Raw genomic sequence first — 19157 nt, 5'->3', positions numbered from 1 at the left:
GAGAGGGAGGGGCGGTCGATGGATGAGCTGCGTGCCTCGGACCCGTCACGGATCGGCGGACACCGCCTGCTGGGGCGGCTCGGCGCCGGTGGGATGGGGGTGGTCTATCTCGGCCGTACGGACACCGGGGCGCTCGCCGCGGTCAAGGTGATCCTGCCCGAGTACGCCGAGGACGACGGCTTCCGGGCCCGCTTCCGCCGCGAGGTCGAGGCCGCCCGCCGGGTGGAGAGCCCCTGGGCGGTTCCGGTGACCGGTGCCGGGACGGAGGGCGAACGCCCTTGGCTGGCCACGGCGTTCGTACCGGGACCGGCCCTGTCGGAGGCGGTCGCCCGGTGCGGGCCGCTGCCGGCGCGGAGCGTCCGGGTGCTCGGACGGCTGCTGTCCCGTGCGCTGGCCTCCGTGCACGCCGCCGGACTCGTCCACCGCGACGTCAAACCGGGCAATGTGCTGCTCACCGTCGACGGCCCGCGCCTGATCGACTTCGGCATCGCGCGAGCCGTCGACGCCACCGCGCTGACCGCGACGGACCTGGTGGTGGGGACCCCCGGCTTCCTCTCGCCGGAGCAGGCATCCGGCGGCGGAACGGCCACCGGACCCGCCGGCGATGTGTTCTCGCTGGGCTGCCTCCTGGCGTACGCGGCGACCGGGCGGCCGCCCTTCGGCAGCGGCGCCGTCGAGGCGCTGCTCTACCGCGCCGTTCACGACGAACCCGACCTCGAAGGGGTCGACGATCCCGAACTCCGTTCGCTGCTGGGCGCCTTGCTGGCCAAGGAACCCGCCGCGCGGCCCACCGCCGCGCAGCTCGACGCGCGGATCGTCGAGGACGCACCCGACGGGTCCGTCGACTGGCTGCCCGAGGACGTCGTACGGCTGATCGCCGACCGGTCCGCCGCGATGCTCGCGCTGCCCGGCATCGATGCCACGACCGCCGGGGAACCCGTGACGAGCGCGCCCCGACCGGGGCGCCGGGGACTCCTTCTGCTGGCGGGCGCCGCGGCGGTGGTCGCGGCCGGCGGCGGCGCGTTCGCCGTACGGGAGTGGCCGCGCGACGACAAGGGCGCGACCGGTACGGCCGGGGCGGGCGAGCGGGCCTGGATCATCGGCGTACAGGCGGATCTGTCCGGCCCCCGGAGCGCGGCCGGACGGGCACAGGAGCGTGGCGTACGCCTCGCCGTCGAACGGTTCAACTCCCGCAAGGACAAGCCCTTCACGCTCCAGGTGAAGGCGCTCGACGACTGCGGGGACGCCACCCGGGCCGTTCGGGTCGCCGAACAGTTCACCCGGGACCGCGATGTGCTCGCCGTGATCGGCCCGACCGGCGACCCCGCCACCGGTTCCGTCCTCGGCGCGTACGACGAGGCGATGCTGCCGGTCATCACCGTGTCCTCGCTCCAGATCGCCTACCCCGCCAGGTCAAAGAGGTCCTTCTTCCAGGCCGCCCCGTCCGATGCCGCGCTGTCCGCGCCGATCATCAACCGGCTGCTGCTCAGACCCGATGTCGAACGGCTCGGGGTGCTGCTCGACCGGTCCGGCGGCCAGTCCGCCTACCAGGTGGGATACCTCACCAACATGAACGCCGGTGTGCTCACCACCGGGACCGCCTACCCGAGAGTGGTGCCGACCGGTACGCGCGACTTCGCACCGGTCGTCGCGGACATGCTCGCGCACGCCAGCGACGCCTTCTTCTACGCGGGCGACACGGCCGGAGCCGCCCGTACCGCGCGCGCTCTCGCCGCCACCCCCTTCGAGGGGCCCCGCATGGCCATGCACACCGTCATGGACGTACGCTTCCTGAGCGACGCCGGGGAAGCCGCCGAAACCTGGGAGTTCACCGCTCCCTACATCGACGCGACGGCTCCCGAGGCCAAGGAGTTCGCCGCGGCGCACCGCAAGAGATTCGGGGGAGGCCCCGGCCACTGGGCCGCCGAGGCGTACGACGCGGCCGGGCTCGTCATCGCCGCCCTCACCGCCCTCACCAAGGGGGCCCAGCGGCCCGCGCGGTCCGCACTGGTGGCGGGCATCGCCGCGGCCACGTACGAAGGGGTGTCCCGGACCTACGCCTTCGACGACACCCACCGCCTCAAGGGCTCGGACGCATATCTGTACGGGGTGCGCGGCGGCGCCTACCACTATCTCGGCCGGGCGCCGAGGACCGGGACCTGATCCGGCATGCGGCCGCTCACCCCGGACGACCCCCGCGCCATCGGCGAGTACCGCACCCTGGTGCGGCTCGGCGCGGGCGGCATGGGCGTGGTCTACCTGGCCCGTTCGTCCGGCGGGGCGCTCGCCGCGGTGAAGGTGATCCGGGCCGAGCACGCCGCCGACCCCGGCTTCCGGGCCCGCTTCCGGCGCGAGTCCGAGGCCGCCGGGCGGGTCACCGGACCGTGGGCGGTCCCGGTGACAGGAGCCGACACCGAGGCCCGTGAACCCTGGCTGGCCACCGCGTTCGTGCCGGGCCCCTCGCTGGCCGAGGCCGTCGCCACCGAGGGGCCGCTGCCGGCCACCACTGTCCGTGTGCTCGGCGCCCGCCTCGCCGGCGCGCTCGTCGCGGTGCACGAGGCCGGTCTCATCCACCGCGACGTCAAGCCCGGCAACGTGCTCCTCGCCCTCGACGGGCCCCGGCTCATCGACTTCGGCATCGCACGCCACGAGGGCGCCACCGCCCTCACCGCGACCGACGCCGTGATCGGCACACCCGGCTACCTCGCCCCCGAACAGGCCTCGGCGGGGCCGCTCGGACCGGCCTGCGACGTCTTCTCGCTGGGCTGCGTCCTCATGTACGCGGCGACCGGGCGGCGTCCGTTCGGCCACGGCACCGCCGCGGGGGTGCTCTTCCGGACCGTTCACGACGAGCCCGACCTGGACGGGCTGCCGCCCGGACTCCTGCCCCTCGTCGCGGCCTGCCTCGCCAAGGACCCGGCGGACCGGCCCCCGGCGCGTCAGGTCGAAGAACGGCTCACCGGTGCCGCACCTCCGGACGGGCGCTCCTGGGCACCGCCGGGTCTGTCCGCACTGATCGCCGAACGCTCGGCCGCCGCCCTCGCGCTCCCCGCCCCCGAACCGCCCACCGTCGTCGGGGCCCCCGGTCCGCCCGGTCCGTCGCGACGGCGTCTCCTCACTGCCGCGGCCGGAGGTGCGGTCCTCCTGACGGGCGGTGCGGTCGCTGCCCTGGTGGCCGGGCGACAGCGCGACAAGGGAGCGTCCTCCCGCACCCCTCCCACGTACACGATCGGTCTGCACGCGGACCTCAGCGGGCCGGGCAGGGCGGTCGGCCTGGCGCATGAACGCGGGATCCGGCTCGCCGTCGACGACCACAACTCCCGTACCGACACGGGTTTCCTGCTCGCCCTGCGCACCGAGGACGACGCCGGGGACGCGGCCCGTGCCCTGCACGTCGCCAACCGGCTGATCGCCGATCCGGAAGTGCTCGCCGTGGTCGGCCCCACCGGGGACGTCGCCGCCGCGGCCGTCGTCGGCCGCTACGAGAACGCACGCCTCGCCCAGGTCGTCGTCGCGGCAGGATCCACCACCGCCGACTGGGCGGGCACCAAGTCCCTCTGCGTGACCCGGCCCTTCGACGACTCGCTGCCCATCGCCCTGATCCGGTACGTGGCCCAAGTCCGTCCGGCCCGACGGGTGGTCGTCGTCGAGGACCGTGCCGACCCCCGGAGCAGCTGGTCGATCACCTACCGCTTCCGGGACACCGCGATCGAGGGGACCGAGGTGACCGTGCACACGGTCGAGGCGGACACCACCACCTTCGCCCCGGCCGCCCACACGGCGGTCGCGGCGGGAGCGGACGCGGTCGTGTACGCCGGATCGTCCCCCGGCCGGGGCGCCCGCTGCGCCACCGCCCTGGCCGACGCCGGATTCACCGGTACCGGCATGTCCGTCGGGCCGGTCCTGGCACCCGCCTTCCTCCGCGGCGCGGGAAAGGCCGCCGAAGGATGGGTCTTCGCACAGGCTTACACCGACCCGGCGGCGCTCCCGGCCGCGAAGGCCTTCACGGCCGCATACCGGAAGCGGTTCGGGGCCGCGCCGGCCGACTGGTCCGCCGAGGCCTACGACGCGGTCGGGCTGATCGCCCGCGCCGCCCGGTCCACGAGCGCGGCCGACGCGGAACGCGGTGGCGTCGCACAGCGGCTGTTCCGGACCAGCCACCCCGGCATCACCCGGACGCTCTCCTTCCACTCCACCCATCAGGTGCCGACCGAGACGGGGATGTTCCTCTACCGGGTCCGGAGCGGGCGGGCGCGCTTCCTGGGGCCGTACACGGAGGTATGAAGCGGAACGGCGCGGGCGCCGGGCGGGAGCGGCGCCCACATGTGACGCCGGGGCGGAGCACGGCATGAAGCGGAGCTGCGGGCGCGCTTAAGAAAACCTCGATGGACCTGTGGCGCGGGGTGCGGCAGATTTCTCCGTGACGGCAGAGGATGGTGCGCGGCAGCCGATCGACGCGCGCTGCCATTGCCCCGTCCCTCTCGATCCTCCCCGGGCCGCAGGCTTCCCACAGGCATGCCCCCGGCCCGGGGTACTCAACGCCGCACCAGCGCAGGGAGCCGCAGCCGTGAAGGCACTCGTGAAGCAGAAGGCCGAGCCGGGACTCTGGCTGATGGACGTGCCGGAGCCGGAGATCGGCCCCTCGGACGTACTGATCAAGGTGCTCCGTACCGGTATCTGCGGCACCGATCTGCACATCCGCAACTACGACGGCTGGGCGCAGCAGGCCGTACGCACCCCGCTGGTCCTCGGGCACGAGTTCGTCGGCGAGGTCGCGGAGACCGGCGCCGACGTCGTCGACATCAACGTCGGCGACCTGGTCAGCGGCGAGGGCCACCTGGTGTGCGGCAAGTGCCGCAACTGTCTGGCCGGCCGCCGCCACCTGTGCCGCTCCACGCTCGGCCTCGGCGTCGGCCGGGACGGGGCCTTCGCCGAGTACGTCGCCCTGCCCGCGTCCAACGTCTGGGTGCACCGGGTCCCCGTCGACCTCGACATCGCCGCGATCTTCGACCCGTTCGGCAACGCCGTGCACACCGCGCTGTCGTTCCCGCTGGTCGGCGAGGACGTACTGATCACCGGCGCCGGACCGATCGGCATCATGGCCGCGGCCGTCGCCAAGCACGCGGGCGCCCGCAACGTCGTCATCACCGACGTCAGCGAGGCCCGCCTGGAGCTGGCCCGGAAGGTCGGTGTGAGCCTCGCCCTGAACGTCGGCGAGGAGACCGTCGCCGACGGCCAGAAGAGCCTCGGACTGCGCGAGGGCTTCGACGTCGGCCTGGAGATGTCCGGCCGGCCCGAGGCCATGCGCGACATGATCGCGAACATGACGCACGGCGGCCGGATCGCCATGCTCGGACTGCCGTCCGAGGAGTTCGCCGTCGACTGGGCCCGCATCGTCACCTCGATGATCACCGTCAAGGGCATCTACGGCCGTGAGATGTACGAGACCTGGTACGCCATGTCCGTACTGCTGGAGGGCGGCCTCGACCTCGCCCCCGTGATCACCGGCCGGTACGGCTACCGCGACTTCGAAGCGGCCTTCGACGACGCGGCGAGCGGCCGCGGCGGCAAGGTCATCCTCGACTGGACCTCCTGACCCGACGCCCCCGTGGACGACGCCACCGTAGACAGCTGGGAGACACCCCTCATGTTCGACTCCGTACGCGACGACATGCGCACCACCCTCGAAGAGATCGAGGCCGCCGGACTGCACAAGCCCGAGCGCGTGATCGGCACCCCGCAGTCCGCGTCGGTCGCCGTCACCGCGGGCGGCCGACCCGGTGAGGTACTCAACTTCTGCGCCAACAACTACCTGGGCCTCGCCGACCACCCCGAGGTGATCGCCGCCGCCCACGAGGCGCTGGACCGCTGGGGCTACGGCATGGCCTCGGTCCGCTTCATCTGCGGCACCCAGGAGGTCCACAAGGAACTGGAGCAGCGGCTCTCCACGTTCCTCGGCCAGGAGGACACGATCCTCTACTCCTCCTGCTTCGACGCCAACGGCGGTGTCTTCGAGACCGTCCTCGGCCCGGAGGACGCGGTCATCTCCGACGCCCTCAACCACGCCTCCATCATCGACGGCATCCGCCTCTCCAAGGCCAAGCGGTTCCGCTACGCCAACCGTGACATGGACGACCTGGAGAAGCAGCTCAAGGAGGCGTCCGGCGCCCGGCGCAGGCTCGTCGTCACCGACGGCGTGTTCTCCATGGACGGGTACGTCGCGCCGCTGCGCGAGATCTGCGACCTGGCCGAGCGCTACGACGCCATGGTCATGGTCGACGACTCGCACGCCGTCGGCTTCGTCGGCCCCGGCGGCCGCGGCACGCCGGAGCTGCACGACGTGATGGACCGGGTCGACATCATCACCGGCACCCTCGGCAAGGCGCTCGGCGGCGCGTCCGGCGGCTATGTCGCGGCCCGCGCCGAGATCGTCGCGCTGCTGCGCCAGCGCTCCCGCCCGTACCTCTTCTCCAACTCCCTCGCCCCGGTCATCGCGGCGGCCTCGCTCAAGGTCCTCGACCTGCTGGAGGCCGCCGGTGACCTGCGCGAGCAGCTCAACGCCAACACCGCGCTCTTCCGTACCCGGATGACCGAGGAGGGCTTCGACATCCTGCCCGGCGACCACGCCATCGCCCCCGTCATGATCGGGGACGCGGCGAAGGCAGGCCGGATGGCGGAGCTCCTCCTGGAGCGCGGTGTGTACGTGATCGGGTTCTCCTACCCGGTCGTCCCGCAGGGCGCGGCCCGGATCCGCGTCCAGCTCTCCGCCGCGCACTCCACACAGGACGTGAACCGGGCCGTGGACGCGTTCGTCGACGCGCGGGCCGCGCTGGGGGAGTAGCACCCGGGCCTCACCCGGGGGCTTCACCCGGGAGCCCCGCCCGGCGGCGGGGTTCCCTCCGTGACCTGGGACAATGGGTCACATGATCGATTCACGGCGGTTGCGGATCCTCCGTGCGGTGGCCGACCACCGCACGGTGACGGCCGCAGCCGCCGCGCTGTACCTCACCCCCTCCGCGGTCTCCCAGCAGCTCGCCGCGCTGGAGCAGGAGACCGGACACCGGCTCGTCGAACGGGGCGCGCGCGGCGCCCGGCTCACCCCCGCCGGGGAGATCCTGCTGACCCACACCAACGCGGTGCTGGCCCAGCTGGAACGGGCCGAGGCGGAGCTCGCCGCCTACAGCGCGGGGGACGCGGGTACGGTCACCGTCGCCGCGTTCGCCACCTGTATCGGCCTGGTCCTCGCCCCCGCCATCGCCGAACTGACGCGCACCGCGCCCGGCATCCGGGTCCGGGTCCAGGACGCCGAGGGCGACGCGAGTGTGCCGATGGTGCTCGACCGGCAGGTCGACGTGGCCGTCGCCGTCGAGTACCGGGGCGCCCCGGGCGAGGACGACCGCCGGCTGACCCGGGTGCCGCTGTACTCCGAGCCCTTCGACGCGGTGCTGCCGGTCGGGCACCGGCTGGCCGGCCGGACACAGGTGGCCATCGCCGACCTGGAGAAGGACACGTGGATCGGCCCCTACCCCGGCAACCCCTGCCACGACGTGGTGGTCCTGTCCTGCGAGTTCGCCGGTTTCCAGCCGAGGCTGGAGCACTCCTCGGACGACTTCCGCGCGGTGGTCGCGCTGGCCGGGGCGGGGGCCGGGGTGGCGCTGGTGCCGCGGTCGGCGCTGCTGGGGATGGAGCTGACGGGCGTGGTGGTGCGGCCGGTGGAGGGCAGCGCGCCGACCCGCCGGGTCTTCGCCGCGGTGCGGCAGGGGGCGGAGGGGCATCCGCTGATCGCCCCGGTGCTCGACGCACTGGCCGCGGCGGCGGTACGGGAGGGGGCGCTGCCCCTGCCCGCAGCGCCGTGACGCGCCGGCCCGCGGCTGCCGGACGGGACCACGGGAGGCGTCCTCACCTGCGGCGCCCGAGGACGAACCGGCCACCGGACGACCCCGGCCACAGCGTTCCCGCACCCGCCGCGACGATCACGGCCAGGGCGAGCACCCCGTACTGCGCCGGTGGCAGATACGGCACCGAACCGGTCGTCGACACCGCGAACGCCATCAGCGGGACCGCCGCGACCAGCGTGCCGATCGCGAGCCCGGCCACCGCCACCAGTCCCGTCTCCAGCACCAGCATCCGCCGCACCTGACGGCGGCCCGCACCGACCAACCGCAGCAGACGGAACTCGGGGCGGCGGCCCACCGTGATCAGGGACAGTGTGCTGATCACCGCGAGCAGCGCGAAGCCACCGATCACCCCGACACCGATGATGACCATCGCGTTGTCCTGGTCCGACGACGACGGTGCGATCCGTACGTCGTCGGCCGTCGCGGGCCGGACCCGCACACCCGTGTACGGGGCGAGCGCACGCCGTACCGAAGCGGCGGTGGCGGCGGCGGAGGCCGCCGTGCCGTCCGTCGAACGGATCAGGATCCGCTGGTCGCGAAGGGCCGAGACGTGCCCGGCCAGTGCCTCGCGCGGCAGCATGAACTCACCGAGCCCCAGCGCCCGTTCGTAGAGCGCCACCACACGGAGCCGCACCTCGGTGCCGTCGCCGAGACGGAGCTCCACCGGGTCGCCGATGCCGACACCGAGATCGGCGGCCCGGTCCTCGCCGACCGCCACCGTGCCCCGGCCGGTGAGGTCCGCCGGATCGCCCGCGGTGACCCGCGGATCGAGCGTGCCGGACAGCTGGTCCGCCGTCACCCCCAGCACCGGGAGCCGGTCCAGCTTCGGATCACCCATCTCACGATGCGCGAGGACGACACCGGAGCGCAGCACACCGGTCGCCGCCGCCACCCCCGGTGCCCCGCGCACGGCCCGAGCCGCACCGGCCGGCAGTCCGGCGGCCGGGCCCGTCACCACCAGGTCGGCCCGGAGCGCGGCACCGGCCTGCCGGTCGGCGGCCCGCTCCAGCGTCGAGCCCGCCGCCAGCTGTACGCAGACGAACGCGACGACCAGCACGATCGGGGTGATCGCCGCACCGAGGCGCCGATTGTGCGCGGCGGCGGACTTGGCGGCGAGGAAGCCGGAGACCCCGCCGACGCGTCGTACCGGCGTGCCGAGGACCCTCATCGCCACCCGGGCGATCCACGGACCGAGCAGCGCCACGGCGATGATCAGCGATGTCGCCGCACCCGACGCGGCCACCGCGGCGGCCTGCCCGCCCTGCGCCGTCGCCGCACCGGCCGCGCTGACGCCCGCCATGGCCAGTACCGTCCCGGCGACCGTACGCACCCGTCCCGGCTCGCTCGGCTCGGGCGCACGGGCCGCGCCCAGCGCCGCGGCGGGCCGCAGCCCGGTGATGGACCTGGCCGCGAGGACCGACACCGGACGGGCGGCGAGCGCGACGAGCGACGCCGCCGTGGCTGCCGCGGCGAACGGCAGCCACACCGGCACCGGCAGTGGCAGCGGGTCCGTCGTCAGGAGCGACCGCATCAGCAGCCCCAGAGGTACGGCACCGACCCCGCCCAGCACCGCCGCGGCACCGGCCACCCGGCTCACCTCGCGGCCGACGGCCGACCTGAGCTGCCGGGGCGTCGCCCCGACGGCACGCAGCAGCGCCAGTTCACCGGAGCGCTGGTGGACCGCCTGGGAGAGGGTGGTGGCGATCACCAGGAGCGCCACCATGAAGACCGTTCCCGTGATGGAGGCGAGCAGCGGCAGCAGTTCGCCGCGGGCGCCGAGCGCGTCCGGGTACTCGGCCTGCCCGCGCTCCGGGCCGGTGAGCACCCGGACCTCGCGGTCGCCACGGGCGCGGTCGGGCAACGCCTCCTCCAGCGAGGCCCGCAGCGCGTCGGCGGAGACCCCCGGCTCGGCGACGATGCCGACCGCGTCCACCGTGCCGGGGTGCCCGGCCAGGGCGGTGAGGTGCCGCTCGGTGAGGAAGACGGCGGGGGAGCCGCCCCGGTGACCGGTGCCTACGACACCGCTGACGGTGTACGGCTGGGGAGCCCCGTCGACCTGCAATGTCACATGGTCACCGGTCCCGCTCCGGGTGGCCGCCGCCAGCGCGCTGTCGATGACCACCTCGGCGGCGGACCTGGGCGCGTGTCCGTCCGTCAGCCGGTACGGGGTGAGCGCGGCGGCCGCCCAGGAACGGCCGAGGCCCGAAGCCGCGCCGCCCTCGCCGCCCACGGTCACCGGTACCGAATCGTCCGCGACGGCCTTCGCGACGCCGTGCGCGGCGGCGGCCTTCGCCACCACGGAGCGGTCGAGCCGTACCCGCTCCGGCAGATACGTCGTCGCGGTCTTCGGCTCGCTGCCCCACGGTTTCGCCGTGTACGTCACCTTCTGGTCGGCCGCCACCACCGCGTCGGCCCCCGCGTAACGTTCCACCGGCGGCTGCGCCAGCAGCAGCGAACCGACGACGAGGGCGAAGGCGCCGATCAGCGCGGCCGCCGCCGTCGTCGCCGCGAACACCGCGCCCCAGGCCCGGCGATGGGCCTTCAGTGAACGCCGGGCGAGAAACGCCGACGCCCGTCGGACACCGGTCCGCACATCAGGCCGGGGCCGCGCCGCCCCTTCGCTCCTGCTCCCTTCGCTCCTGCTCCCCTCGCTCCTGCTCCCCTCGCTCCTGCTCTCCTTGGTCCTGCTTCCCTTGTTCCTGTTCATCGCAGCCGGCCGCCGTCCATCGTCAGCACGGTGTCCGCCCAGCTCGCCGCCACCGGATCATGGGTGACCATGACGACCGTACGGCCGTCGATCCGTACCGCGTCCCGCAGCAGACCGAGCACCAGGGCCGCCGACTCCGGGTCCAGGGAAGCCGTCGGCTCGTCCGCGAAGATGACCTCGGGTTCGGTCACCAACGCCCTTGCCACGGCCACCCGTTGCTGCTGCCCGCCGGAGAGCGTCGCGGGACCCTGCGCGCCGCGGTCCGCCAGGCCGACCCGGGCCAGCAGGTCCCGCCCGCGGGTCAGCACCCGCTCGTCCGCCGGGTCGGCGCCCGCCAGCACCAGCGGCAGCACGACGTTCTCCTCGATGCTCAGCGAAGGCACCAGATTGAGGGCGTGCGACTGGAAGACGAAGCCGATCCGGTCCCGCCGCAACCGGGTCAGCGCGGCCTCCGAGAGCGCACCGAGATCGGTGGTCCCGATCCGTACCGTGCCCGACGTCGGACGGTCCAGACCCGCGGCACACTGCAGGAACGTGCTCTTCCCCGAACCCGAGGGGCCCACCACCGCGGTGAAGCTCCCGGCAGGGACCACGCAACTGACCGCGTCGAGCGCGGTCGTCTCCCGGCCGCGCCGGCCGTGGCGCCGGCTCACCGACTCCAACCTCAGCGCGGACGCCCGCACCGCCGTGATCGTGTCCACCGTTGACTCCACCATTCCTTCTCTGCCCCGCCACGTACCTTCTGACCTGGGTAAACGCTACGAACCGGAGACCGGCCGGGCGAGGGTGTGCGATCCCGGAACGGGGGTGCAGCCAGCTCCACCCCGGCCCGGGGGAGGGCCCCACTCCGACGACGGACGAACCCCCGTAACGTTCTGCGTCATGAGCACCACTCCCGCCCCGCTGACGGCCGCCATCCGGCGTTCGTGGGACGCCTCGCGCTATCTGGCCATCGGCATCGCGGTCGCGCTGCTCGCCTATGTGAGCGCGTTCCTGGTGGTGGCGGTCCTACTGTTCGCCGCTGTGCTCATCGGGCTGCCCGCGCTGCCGGAGGCCGCCAAGGTGCTGCGCCGGTTCGCGGAGTCCGAGCGACGCAGGGCCGCGGCGCGCCTGGGCATCCCGTTCGCACCGACGCCGTATCCGCCACTGGACAGCGGCGAACTCTCCGAACGGGTCCGGCGGGTGCTCGCCGATCCGACGGTCTGGCGCGACGCGCTCTGGCTGCCCCTCCAGGCACTCATGGGCAATGCCCTCGGCTACCTCGCCATGGTGCTGTGGCCGGTCGGACTCCTGGTGGACGGGGTCGCGCTGCCGGTCGTGCATGTGCTGGACCGGCGAGCCGCCGACGAGTACGGCACCCCGTTGCCCGAGCGGCAGGGGTGGGTGCTGCGCTGGCACGGCGTACTCGCGGACCTGTCGGCCGGATGGACGCGGTCGCTGCTCACCTCGTCGCCGTCGACCGCGCTCGCCGAACGGATCGCCCAGCTGACCGAGAGCCGGGCCGGTGCGGTCGAGGCGCACGGAGCCGAACTGCGGCGCATCGAACGCGATCTGCACGACGGCGCCCAGGCCAGGATCGTCGCCCTGTCCTTGCGCATCGGCCTCGCCAGACAACTCCTCGACAACGACCCGGGCGCCGCGCGCATCCGCCTGGACGAGGCGCAGGACGGCGCGGAGGCTGCTCTCGCCGAACTGCGGCACGTGGTGCGCGGCATCCATCCGCCGGTGCTGACGGACCGCGGACTGGCAGGCGCGGTAAGGGCGTTGGCCGCCGATGCGGGCGTGCCCGTCACCGCGGAGCTGGACGGCGTCGAGGACGGCCGGCGGCTTCCGGCCGCGATCGAGGCCGCCGCCTACTTCGTCATCGCCGAGGCCCTCACCAACATCAGCAAACACAGCGGTGCGACAGCCGCCACCGTGCGCATCGAACGCACCCCCGGCACCCTGCGGGTGGCCATCAGCGACAATGGGCACGGCGGCGCGGGCGAACGGTACGGAACCTCGGAGATGCTCTCCACCGGCGGCGATCGCCCGAGCCCCCGGCCCACGCAGGCCACGGACCGGGGTGGGTCCGGCAGCGGGCTGGTCGGCATCAGGCGGCGGATCGCCGCCCTGGACGGCACCACCCGTATCAGCAGCCCCATCGGGGGGCCGACGGACATCGAAGTGGAGCTGCCGTGCGGATCGTGATCGCCGAGGACAACGCGCTGTTGCGGGAGGGGCTGATCCTGCTGCTCACCAGCTCGGGCCACGAGGTGGTGGCTGCCGCGTCGACCGGGCCCGAGGTGCTGCCCGCCCTGCTGGAACACCGCCCGGACGCCGCCGTGCTCGACGTGCGGCTCCCGCCCACCTTCCGCGACGAGGGGCTGCGTGCCGCGCTCGCCGCCCGTGCGGAGCTGCCCGAGCTGCCGATCCTGGTGCTCTCGCAGTATGTGGAGGAGACGTACGCCACCGAGCTGCTCGCCCAGGGCGCCCAGGGCATCGGCTACCTCCTGAAGGACCGGATCGGCCGGGTCGACCAGTTCCTCCAGGCACTGGACCGGGTGGCGGGCGGCGGCACGGCGCTGGACCCCGAGGTCGTGACCCAGCTGCTGACCCGCAAGTCGTCGGCCGAACCGCTGCAGAGCCTCACCCCGCGCGAACGCGAGGTGCTGGAACTGATGGCACAGGGCAAGGCGAACGGCACCATCGCCGCCGAACTCGTCGTGACGGAACGGGCGGTGAGCAAGCACATCGGCTCGATCTTCGCCAAGCTCGGCCTGGAACCCGACGACGGCACGGTGCACCGACGGGTGCTGGCGGTGCTGGCGTACCTGGAGGGCAAGGGGGCGCGCTGACGCGGAGCGGCGGTGGGGAGGGCCGGTGCCGACAGGCCCTCTTGTCCCGCGGAACGCCGAGACCATGGGCGTCATGGTGAGCATGCCTGAGCCGCAGGCCGTGATCGTGAGAAGGATTCTCAGGGGCGAGCACAGCGCACAGGATGTCGAGAGAGCGAAGGCCAACTTCCAGAGCTGGCTCCGCGAGGAGTGGAACGGGAGCGAGCACCGCGCCCTGGCCTTCTGCGTCAACACGCCGGCCGATGCGTGCGGAAGCGACTGGGACGCGCTGCCGGAACGCGACGCGTACGCCCATGTGTGGCTCTTCTCCTTCCTGTGCCCTCGCTCGGTCGATCCCGTTTCTCGTGAAGTCGACCTCGATTCCCTGGACTTCGAGGCATGCGAGTACCGCGACGTGATGCGCCGCTCCCCGGGTGGTTTCCGCGAGTTCGCGAAGCGGATCAGACTGGTCCGGGGAGAGCCGGAGTGATCCGTGGGGCCGGGGAGCCGTAGGGACCCCGGACCGGATCCCGTCCGATCGCTGTTGCGCCCGCCTCCGGCAACGTACGGCCGGAGGCGGGCTCAGCCATGGACTCTGAATATCAACTTAGGTTAGCCTTGCCTAAGAGGTGAGTGGGTCGAGGTCGCATTCGGCTTGCCTCTGTATGCGTTCAGGGAGTGGACATGCGAGACAACAGCAGGGAAACCGTCCGACGGCGTCCCGCACTTGTGCTCTGTGCGGCACCGGTCGCCGTCGGCGACATCGTCGTCCTCGACACCCGCGCCCTCAAGGAGGTGCGGCGGGTCCATGCCGAGGGCTCCTCGCCCACCGGCCTCGCGCTCGACCCGCACCTGTCGCGGAGCTGACCGACGCCGACCCGGGCCCGAACCGACACGTACCTCGGCGAACGGACCTGGGCCCACGTCATCCTGCGCGCCGGCGCCGAGCCGCCGAAACCGGCCCCCGTCAAGGAATTCGTGCGTGAACGCGGCCCGGCCGACTGCGAGGTCCCCGATTGCGTCGAGTTCGTCGATACCTTCCCGCAGACCGGAATCGGCAGGTCAACAGAAGTGATCTCCGCGCCGTCGCCTCCGCGCCCCGCAGCACCGCCCCGAAGCGTTCTTCCTGCACCGTCCCGAAGTGCCCACCTCACACCGGTACCACTGAAAGGCCGCCCACCATGGCACTCCCCGCCATCGCCCCGTACCCCATGCCCACCGCGGACGAACTGCCCACGAACCGTGTCCCGTGGGTCCCGGACCCGGAACGCGCCCTGCTGCTGGTGCACGATCTGCAGAACCACTTCCTCGGCGCCTTCACCGATGACGCCTCGCCGCTCACCGAACTCCTCGTGAACGTCGAGCGGTTGACCACACAGGCGCGCCGGGCCGGTATTCCCGTCGTCTACTCCGCGCTGCCCGGCGGCCAGTCGCGCGCGCAGCGCGGACTGCAACAGGACTTCTGGGGCCCGGGTCTCCCCTACGACGCGCACGCGCAGGCGATTCCGGCACCGCTGGAACCACAGGTCGGTGACACGCTGCTCACCAAGCGGAAGTACAGCGCCTTCGCCCGGACCCGTCTGCTCGGACAGATGCGGGACCTCGGCCGCGATCAGCTGATCGTCGTGGGCGTGTACGCACACATCGGGGTCCTGATGAGCGCCTGCGACGCTTGGACGCACGACATCCAGACCTTCCTGGTCGCCGACGCCGTGGCCGACTTCTCGCGCGAGGACCACGAGATGGCGCTGCGCTGGGCGGCCGGCACATGCGCCGCCGTCACCACCACCGACCTGCTGCTGGGGGAGGTCTGACCACCGTGGCGCCGACGATCGGGCGGATACCTCCGTGGTTCCGGTCGTCCGGAGACCCGACGGGCCGCCCGGCCGGGCACGACGCGGCGGGACAATGCCCCGCATGGACACGAGTGGCCCCACCACCAGCGATCCCACCGTCGACAGCGATCCCGCCGGGACTACGGCCCGCGCCCGCCGCCTCGCCGTCCCCGGTCACCGTCGCATCCTCGGCATCGCAGGGCCGCCCGGGGCCGGCAAGTCCACCCTGGCGGCCCGGCTCGTCGACGCACTCGACGGCCTCGCCGTCCTCGTCCCCATGGACGGCTTCCACCTGGCCCAGGCCGAACTCGAACGGCTCGGCCGCGCCGCGCGCAAGGGCGCCCCCGACACCTTCGACGCCGCCGGATACGCGGCCCTGCTCGGACGCCTGCGCACACCGGAAGCGGGAACCATCGTGTACGCCCCCGCCTTCGACCGCGCCCTGGAGGAGCCGATCGCCGGGGCCGTCCCCGTACCCCCGGACATTCCGCTGGTCATCACGGAGGGCAATTACCTGCTGCACGACGAAGGCCCCTGGGCCCCCGTCCGCGGGCTGCTCGACGAGGTGTGGTTCCTGGACACCGATCCGGCCCTGCGGGTACGGCGGCTCGTCGAGCGGCATGTGCGGTTCGGGAAGCCGCGGCCGTACGCCGAGCGCTGGGTGATGCGGTCCGACGAGGCCAACGCGCGCCTGGTCGAGCGTGGCCGGGACGGCGCCGACCTCGTCGTACGTCCGGATCCGGAAACCGGAGCCCCGCTCGCGTCGACCGGCCCGGACGGGCAGGATGCTGTGTGCCGTGTCGCGTCGCCAGGAGGTCCCGCATGTCCAGCCAGAACCAGCCCGTACCGTTCACCGCCGACGACTACCGGGCCCGCATGAGGCGTGCGGCCGACACCGCCGCCGAGGCCGGACTCGCGGGCGTCCTGGTCGCGCCCGGACCCGATCTCGTCTACCTCACCGGCTACCAGCCCGTGAACACCGAACGCCTCACCGTCCTCGTCCTCACGGCCGGTCAGGACCCGGTCCTCGTCGTCCCGACGCTGGAGGCCCCGGACGCCGAGAAGGCCGTCGGCGCCCCGGCCCTCACCCTCCGGGACTGGACCGACGGCAAGGACCCCTACGCCGTCACCGCCCCGCTGCTCGACGGCGCGGGCCGGTTCGGGATCAGCGACAACGCCTGGGCGATGCATCTGCTCGGGCTGCAACGCACACTGCCGGGCACCTCGTACGTCTCCCTCACCGAGGCCCTGCCGATGCTGCGCGCGGTGAAGGACGCCCATGAGCTGGAGCGGCTCGCGGCCGCCGGAGCCGCCGCCGACGCCACGTACGGCGAGATCCTCAAGGTGCGCTTCTCCGGCCGCAAGGAGACCGACATCGCCGCCGAACTGGCCGAGCTGCTCAAGCGGTTCGGGCACTCCCAGGTCGATTTCACGGTCGTCGGCTCCGGCCCCAACGGTGCCAATCCGCACCACGAGGCCGGTGACCGCACCATCGAGCGGGGCGACATGGTCGTGCTCGACTTCGGCGGCCTCAAGCACGGCTACGGCTCGGACACCTCCCGTACGGTCCACGTCGGCGAACCCACCGCCGAGGAGCAGCGGGTCCACGACATCGTGCGGGAGGCGCAGGAGGCGGGCTGCAACGCGGTCCGGCCGGGCGTCGGCTGTCAGGAGATCGACCGTGCGGCCCGCGCGGTCATCACCGAGTTCGGCTACGGCGAACGCTTCATCCACCGCACCGGCCACGGCATCGGTGTCACCACCCACGAACCGCCGTACATGATCGAGGGCGAGGAGCAGCCGCTGGTGCCCGGGATGTGCTTCTCGGTGGAGCCGGGCATCTATCTGCCGGGCCGGTTCGGTGTGCGGATCGAGGACATCGTGACCGTGACCGAGGACGGCGGCCGACGCCTCAACACCACCGCGCGCGAGCTGGCGATCGTCGAATAGCCGGACGAGGGGCGCGGCGGACCGGCCCCGCCGCGCCCCTCAGAGCCGGTCGGAGGTCACCCGACAGGCTCTCAGCCGTCGGTCAGCACCACGCACGACTCCGGCGGCAGGTGCAGCAGCCCGTCGCCGCCCGGGGCATCCACCGGCTCCCACGCCGCCACCACCCGGTCCCCGCCGCCCCGGCGCCGGCCGCCGCCCAGCGGGATCGTGGCCGGCTTCTCGCCGAGGTTGACCGCGATCCGCAGATCGCCCCTGCGGTACGCCAGCCAGCGGGCCTGTTCGTCGTGGGCGGTGCGCACCGACGCCAGGTCCGGGTCGCGGAGGTCGGGCAGGGCGTGGCGCAGTGCGATCAGCTCGCGGTACCAGGCGTGCAGGCGGGCGTGCGGCTCCTGCGACGGCTCGCTCCAGTCCAGACAGGAACGGTTGCGGGTGGCCGGGTCCTGCGGGTCCGGAATGTCGTCCGCCGCCCAGCCGTGCGCCGCGAACTCCCGCCGCCGGCCGTTGCGCACCGCCTCGGCGAGCGCCGGATCGGTGTGGTCGGTGAAGAACTGCCAGGGGGTGCGCGCGCCCCACTCCTCGCCCATGAACAGCATCGGCGTGAAGGGCCCGGTCAGGACGAGAGCCGCGGCGCAGGCCAGCAGGCCGGGGGAGAGCGTGGCGGAGAGCCGGTCGCCCAGGGCCCGGTTGCCGATCTGGTCGTGGGTCTGGGCGTAGCCGACGAAGCGCTGGGCGGGCGTGCGGGCGATGTCGACGGGGCGGCCGTGGGTACGGCCCCGGAAGTCGGAGTACGTGCCGTTGTGGAAGAACGCGCTCGTCACGGTCTTGGCGACGGCGGCCAGCGGAGCCGCGGCGAAGTCCGCGTAGTAACCCTGGGACTCCCCGGTGAGCGCGGTGTGCAGGGCGTGGTGGAAGTCGTCGTTCCACTGCGCGTGCAGGCCGAGGCCGCCCGATTCGCGCGGGGTCGTGGTCCGCGGATCGCAGAGGTCGGACTCGGCGATCAGCGGGAGCGGCCGGCCCAGTTCGGCCGCGAGCGCGTCGGTCGCCGTGGACAGCTCCTCCAGGAACGTCAGCGCCCGGCCGTCGGCCAGGGCGTGGACCGCGTCGAGCCGCAGCCCGTCGAGCCGGTAGTCCCGCAGCCAGGCGAGCGCGCTGCCCAGCAGGAACGCCCGCACCTCGTCCGAACCGGGGGCGTCGAGATTCACCGCCGCGCCCCACGGCGTGTGATGGGTCGCGGTGAAGTACGGGCCGAAGGCCGGGAGGTGATTGCCGGACGGACCGAGGTGATTGTGGACCACGTCCAGGAGGACCGCGAGCCCGAGACCGTGCGCCGTGTCGACAAAGCGCTTGAGCCCCTCCGGTCCGCCGTACGGCTCGTGCACGGCCCAGAGCGACACCCCCTCGTACCCCCATCCGTGGGTGCCGGGGAACGGGCAGACCGGCATCAGCGACACATGGGTGACGCCGAGCTCGGCGAGGTGCTCCAGCCGGGCGGTCGCGGCGTCGAAGGTGCCCTCGTCGGTGTACGTACCGATGTGCAACTCGTACAGGACGGCGCCCGGAAGCCCCCGGCCCGCCCAGTCGCCGCGCCATTCGAACAACGAGTGGTCGACGACGGCGCTCTCGCCGTCCGGCCCGTCCGGCTGACGGCGCGAACGCGGATCGGGGAGTACCCGCGGGCCAACCCCGTCCCCGTCGTTGCCCTCCCCGCCCTCGTCCCCGCCGCTCCCACTCCCGTCCCCGCCCAGGACGAAGCCGTAGCGGTCCCCGTCCGACGCTTCCGCCTCGGCCGTCCACCAGCCGTCCCGCCCGGGATCGCGTCCCATCGCCCGCAGCTCCCCCGACAGCCGCAGCCCGACCGAGTCCGCATCCGGTGCCCATACCTCGAACAGCATGCAACGCTCCTCGTCTCCTCGCCCCCGTGCCCCATCGTCGGCAACAGCCGCGATCACCG

Annotated in this window: 14 protein-coding genes and 1 pseudogene; 12 read left to right on the top strand and 3 right to left on the bottom strand. The window is 73.2% G+C overall.

Going from position 1 to position 19157, the window contains the following annotated elements; translation table 11 throughout:
* The first annotated feature begins 18 nt into the window (after positions 1-18).
* The 5 genes from ACFVX4_RS20710 to ACFVX4_RS20690 all read left to right on the top strand — a co-directional run bounded on the left by ACFVX4_RS20710 (position 19) and on the right by ACFVX4_RS20690 (position 7856).
* Positions 19-2163, top strand: a complete 2145-nt coding sequence (locus ACFVX4_RS20710) for a bifunctional serine/threonine-protein kinase/ABC transporter substrate-binding protein (protein WP_389979229.1) — start codon at positions 19-21, stop codon at positions 2161-2163.
* Between the two features lie 6 nt (positions 2164-2169).
* Positions 2170-4284, top strand: coding sequence for a bifunctional serine/threonine-protein kinase/ABC transporter substrate-binding protein (locus ACFVX4_RS20705; RefSeq protein ID WP_389979226.1), 2115 nt, complete (start codon positions 2170-2172; stop codon positions 4282-4284).
* Between the two features lie 283 nt (positions 4285-4567).
* Entirely contained in the window at positions 4568-5596 is a 1029-nt protein-coding gene (gene tdh, locus ACFVX4_RS20700; RefSeq protein WP_389979223.1) for an L-threonine 3-dehydrogenase, read from the top strand.
* A gap of 51 nt (positions 5597-5647) precedes the next feature.
* The gene (locus ACFVX4_RS20695; RefSeq protein ID WP_385328072.1) at positions 5648-6841 is read left to right on the top strand and encodes a glycine C-acetyltransferase; all 1194 of its coding nucleotides are present in this window, start codon (positions 5648-5650) and stop codon (positions 6839-6841) included.
* 82 nt (positions 6842-6923) lie between these two features.
* On the top strand, positions 6924-7856 hold the full coding sequence (locus ACFVX4_RS20690; RefSeq protein ID WP_389979220.1) for a LysR family transcriptional regulator: 933 nt from the start codon (positions 6924-6926) through the stop codon (positions 7854-7856).
* Positions 7857-7899: 43 nt separating this feature from the next.
* On the opposite strand, the gene ACFVX4_RS20685 is transcribed toward ACFVX4_RS20690, so the two are convergent.
* Both ACFVX4_RS20685 and ACFVX4_RS20680 read right to left on the bottom strand, forming a co-directional pair.
* Positions 7900-10605, bottom strand: coding sequence for an ABC transporter permease (locus tag ACFVX4_RS20685; protein ID WP_389979217.1), 2706 nt, complete (start codon positions 10603-10605; stop codon positions 7900-7902).
* Positions 10602-11321, bottom strand: a complete 720-nt coding sequence (locus tag ACFVX4_RS20680; protein WP_389979214.1) for an ABC transporter ATP-binding protein — start codon at positions 11319-11321, stop codon at positions 10602-10604. Before ACFVX4_RS20680 ends, ACFVX4_RS20685 begins: the two co-directional genes overlap by 4 nt.
* 166 nt (positions 11322-11487) lie before the next feature.
* On the opposite strand from ACFVX4_RS20680, the gene ACFVX4_RS20675 reads away from it, so the two are divergent.
* The 7 genes and pseudogenes from ACFVX4_RS20675 to ACFVX4_RS20645 all read left to right on the top strand — a co-directional run bounded on the left by ACFVX4_RS20675 (position 11488) and on the right by ACFVX4_RS20645 (position 17206).
* Entirely contained in the window at positions 11488-12795 is a 1308-nt protein-coding gene (locus ACFVX4_RS20675; RefSeq protein WP_389979211.1) for a sensor histidine kinase, read from the top strand.
* The gene (locus tag ACFVX4_RS20670) at positions 12783-13442 is read left to right on the top strand and encodes a LuxR C-terminal-related transcriptional regulator (protein WP_389979208.1); all 660 of its coding nucleotides are present in this window, start codon (positions 12783-12785) and stop codon (positions 13440-13442) included. The genes ACFVX4_RS20675 and ACFVX4_RS20670 overlap by 13 nt, the downstream gene beginning before the upstream one ends.
* A gap of 73 nt (positions 13443-13515) precedes the next feature.
* Positions 13516-13911, top strand: coding sequence for a hypothetical protein (locus tag ACFVX4_RS20665; RefSeq protein ID WP_389979206.1), 396 nt, complete (start codon positions 13516-13518; stop codon positions 13909-13911).
* A 194-nt stretch (positions 13912-14105) separates the two neighbouring features.
* The gene (locus ACFVX4_RS20660) at positions 14106-14288 is read left to right on the top strand and encodes a hypothetical protein (RefSeq protein WP_389979204.1); all 183 of its coding nucleotides are present in this window, start codon (positions 14106-14108) and stop codon (positions 14286-14288) included.
* A 314-nt stretch (positions 14289-14602) separates the two neighbouring features.
* Positions 14603-15235, top strand: a complete 633-nt coding sequence (locus tag ACFVX4_RS20655; protein ID WP_389979202.1) for an isochorismatase family protein — start codon at positions 14603-14605, stop codon at positions 15233-15235.
* Between the two features lie 103 nt (positions 15236-15338).
* Positions 15339-15989 (top strand): annotated as a pseudogene (locus ACFVX4_RS20650) (nucleoside/nucleotide kinase family protein); the annotation flags it as partial.
* Between the two features lie 89 nt (positions 15990-16078).
* Positions 16079-17206, top strand: a complete 1128-nt coding sequence (locus ACFVX4_RS20645) for a M24 family metallopeptidase (protein WP_389979200.1) — start codon at positions 16079-16081, stop codon at positions 17204-17206.
* A gap of 71 nt (positions 17207-17277) precedes the next feature.
* Here ACFVX4_RS20645 and treZ read toward each other — a convergent pair whose 3' ends face one another.
* Complete coding sequence (gene treZ / locus ACFVX4_RS20640) at positions 17278-19098, bottom strand: malto-oligosyltrehalose trehalohydrolase (protein ID WP_389979197.1); 1821 nt, start codon at positions 19096-19098, stop codon at positions 17278-17280.
* Positions 19099-19157 lie beyond the last annotated feature (59 nt).

It is taken from the genome of Streptomyces sp. NPDC058240, from assembly GCF_042882135.1.
Lineage (GTDB): Bacteria > Actinomycetota > Actinomycetes > Streptomycetales > Streptomycetaceae > Streptomyces.
This window is presented reverse-complemented; position numbering and strand designations above follow the sequence as displayed.

Coding starts and splice junctions, on each gene's coding strand:
- ACFVX4_RS20710 (WP_389979229.1), top strand. CDS start 19: ATGGATGAGCTGCGTGCCTCGGACCCGTCACGGATCGGCGGACACCGC.
- ACFVX4_RS20705 (WP_389979226.1), top strand. CDS start 2,170: ATGCGGCCGCTCACCCCGGACGACCCCCGCGCCATCGGCGAGTACCGC.
- ACFVX4_RS20695 (WP_385328072.1), top strand. CDS start 5,648: ATGTTCGACTCCGTACGCGACGACATGCGCACCACCCTCGAAGAGATC.
- ACFVX4_RS20690 (WP_389979220.1), top strand. CDS start 6,924: ATGATCGATTCACGGCGGTTGCGGATCCTCCGTGCGGTGGCCGACCAC.
- ACFVX4_RS20685 (WP_389979217.1), bottom strand. CDS start 10,605: ATGAACAGGAACAAGGGAAGCAGGACCAAGGAGAGCAGGAGCGAGGGG.
- ACFVX4_RS20680 (WP_389979214.1), bottom strand. CDS start 11,321: ATGGTGGAGTCAACGGTGGACACGATCACGGCGGTGCGGGCGTCCGCG.
- ACFVX4_RS20675 (WP_389979211.1), top strand. CDS start 11,488: ATGAGCACCACTCCCGCCCCGCTGACGGCCGCCATCCGGCGTTCGTGG.
- ACFVX4_RS20665 (WP_389979206.1), top strand. CDS start 13,516: ATGGTGAGCATGCCTGAGCCGCAGGCCGTGATCGTGAGAAGGATTCTC.
- ACFVX4_RS20660 (WP_389979204.1), top strand. CDS start 14,106: ATGCGAGACAACAGCAGGGAAACCGTCCGACGGCGTCCCGCACTTGTG.
- ACFVX4_RS20655 (WP_389979202.1), top strand. CDS start 14,603: ATGGCACTCCCCGCCATCGCCCCGTACCCCATGCCCACCGCGGACGAA.
- ACFVX4_RS20645 (WP_389979200.1), top strand. CDS start 16,079: ATGTCCAGCCAGAACCAGCCCGTACCGTTCACCGCCGACGACTACCGG.
- treZ (WP_389979197.1), bottom strand. CDS start 19,098: ATGCTGTTCGAGGTATGGGCACCGGATGCGGACTCGGTCGGGCTGCGG.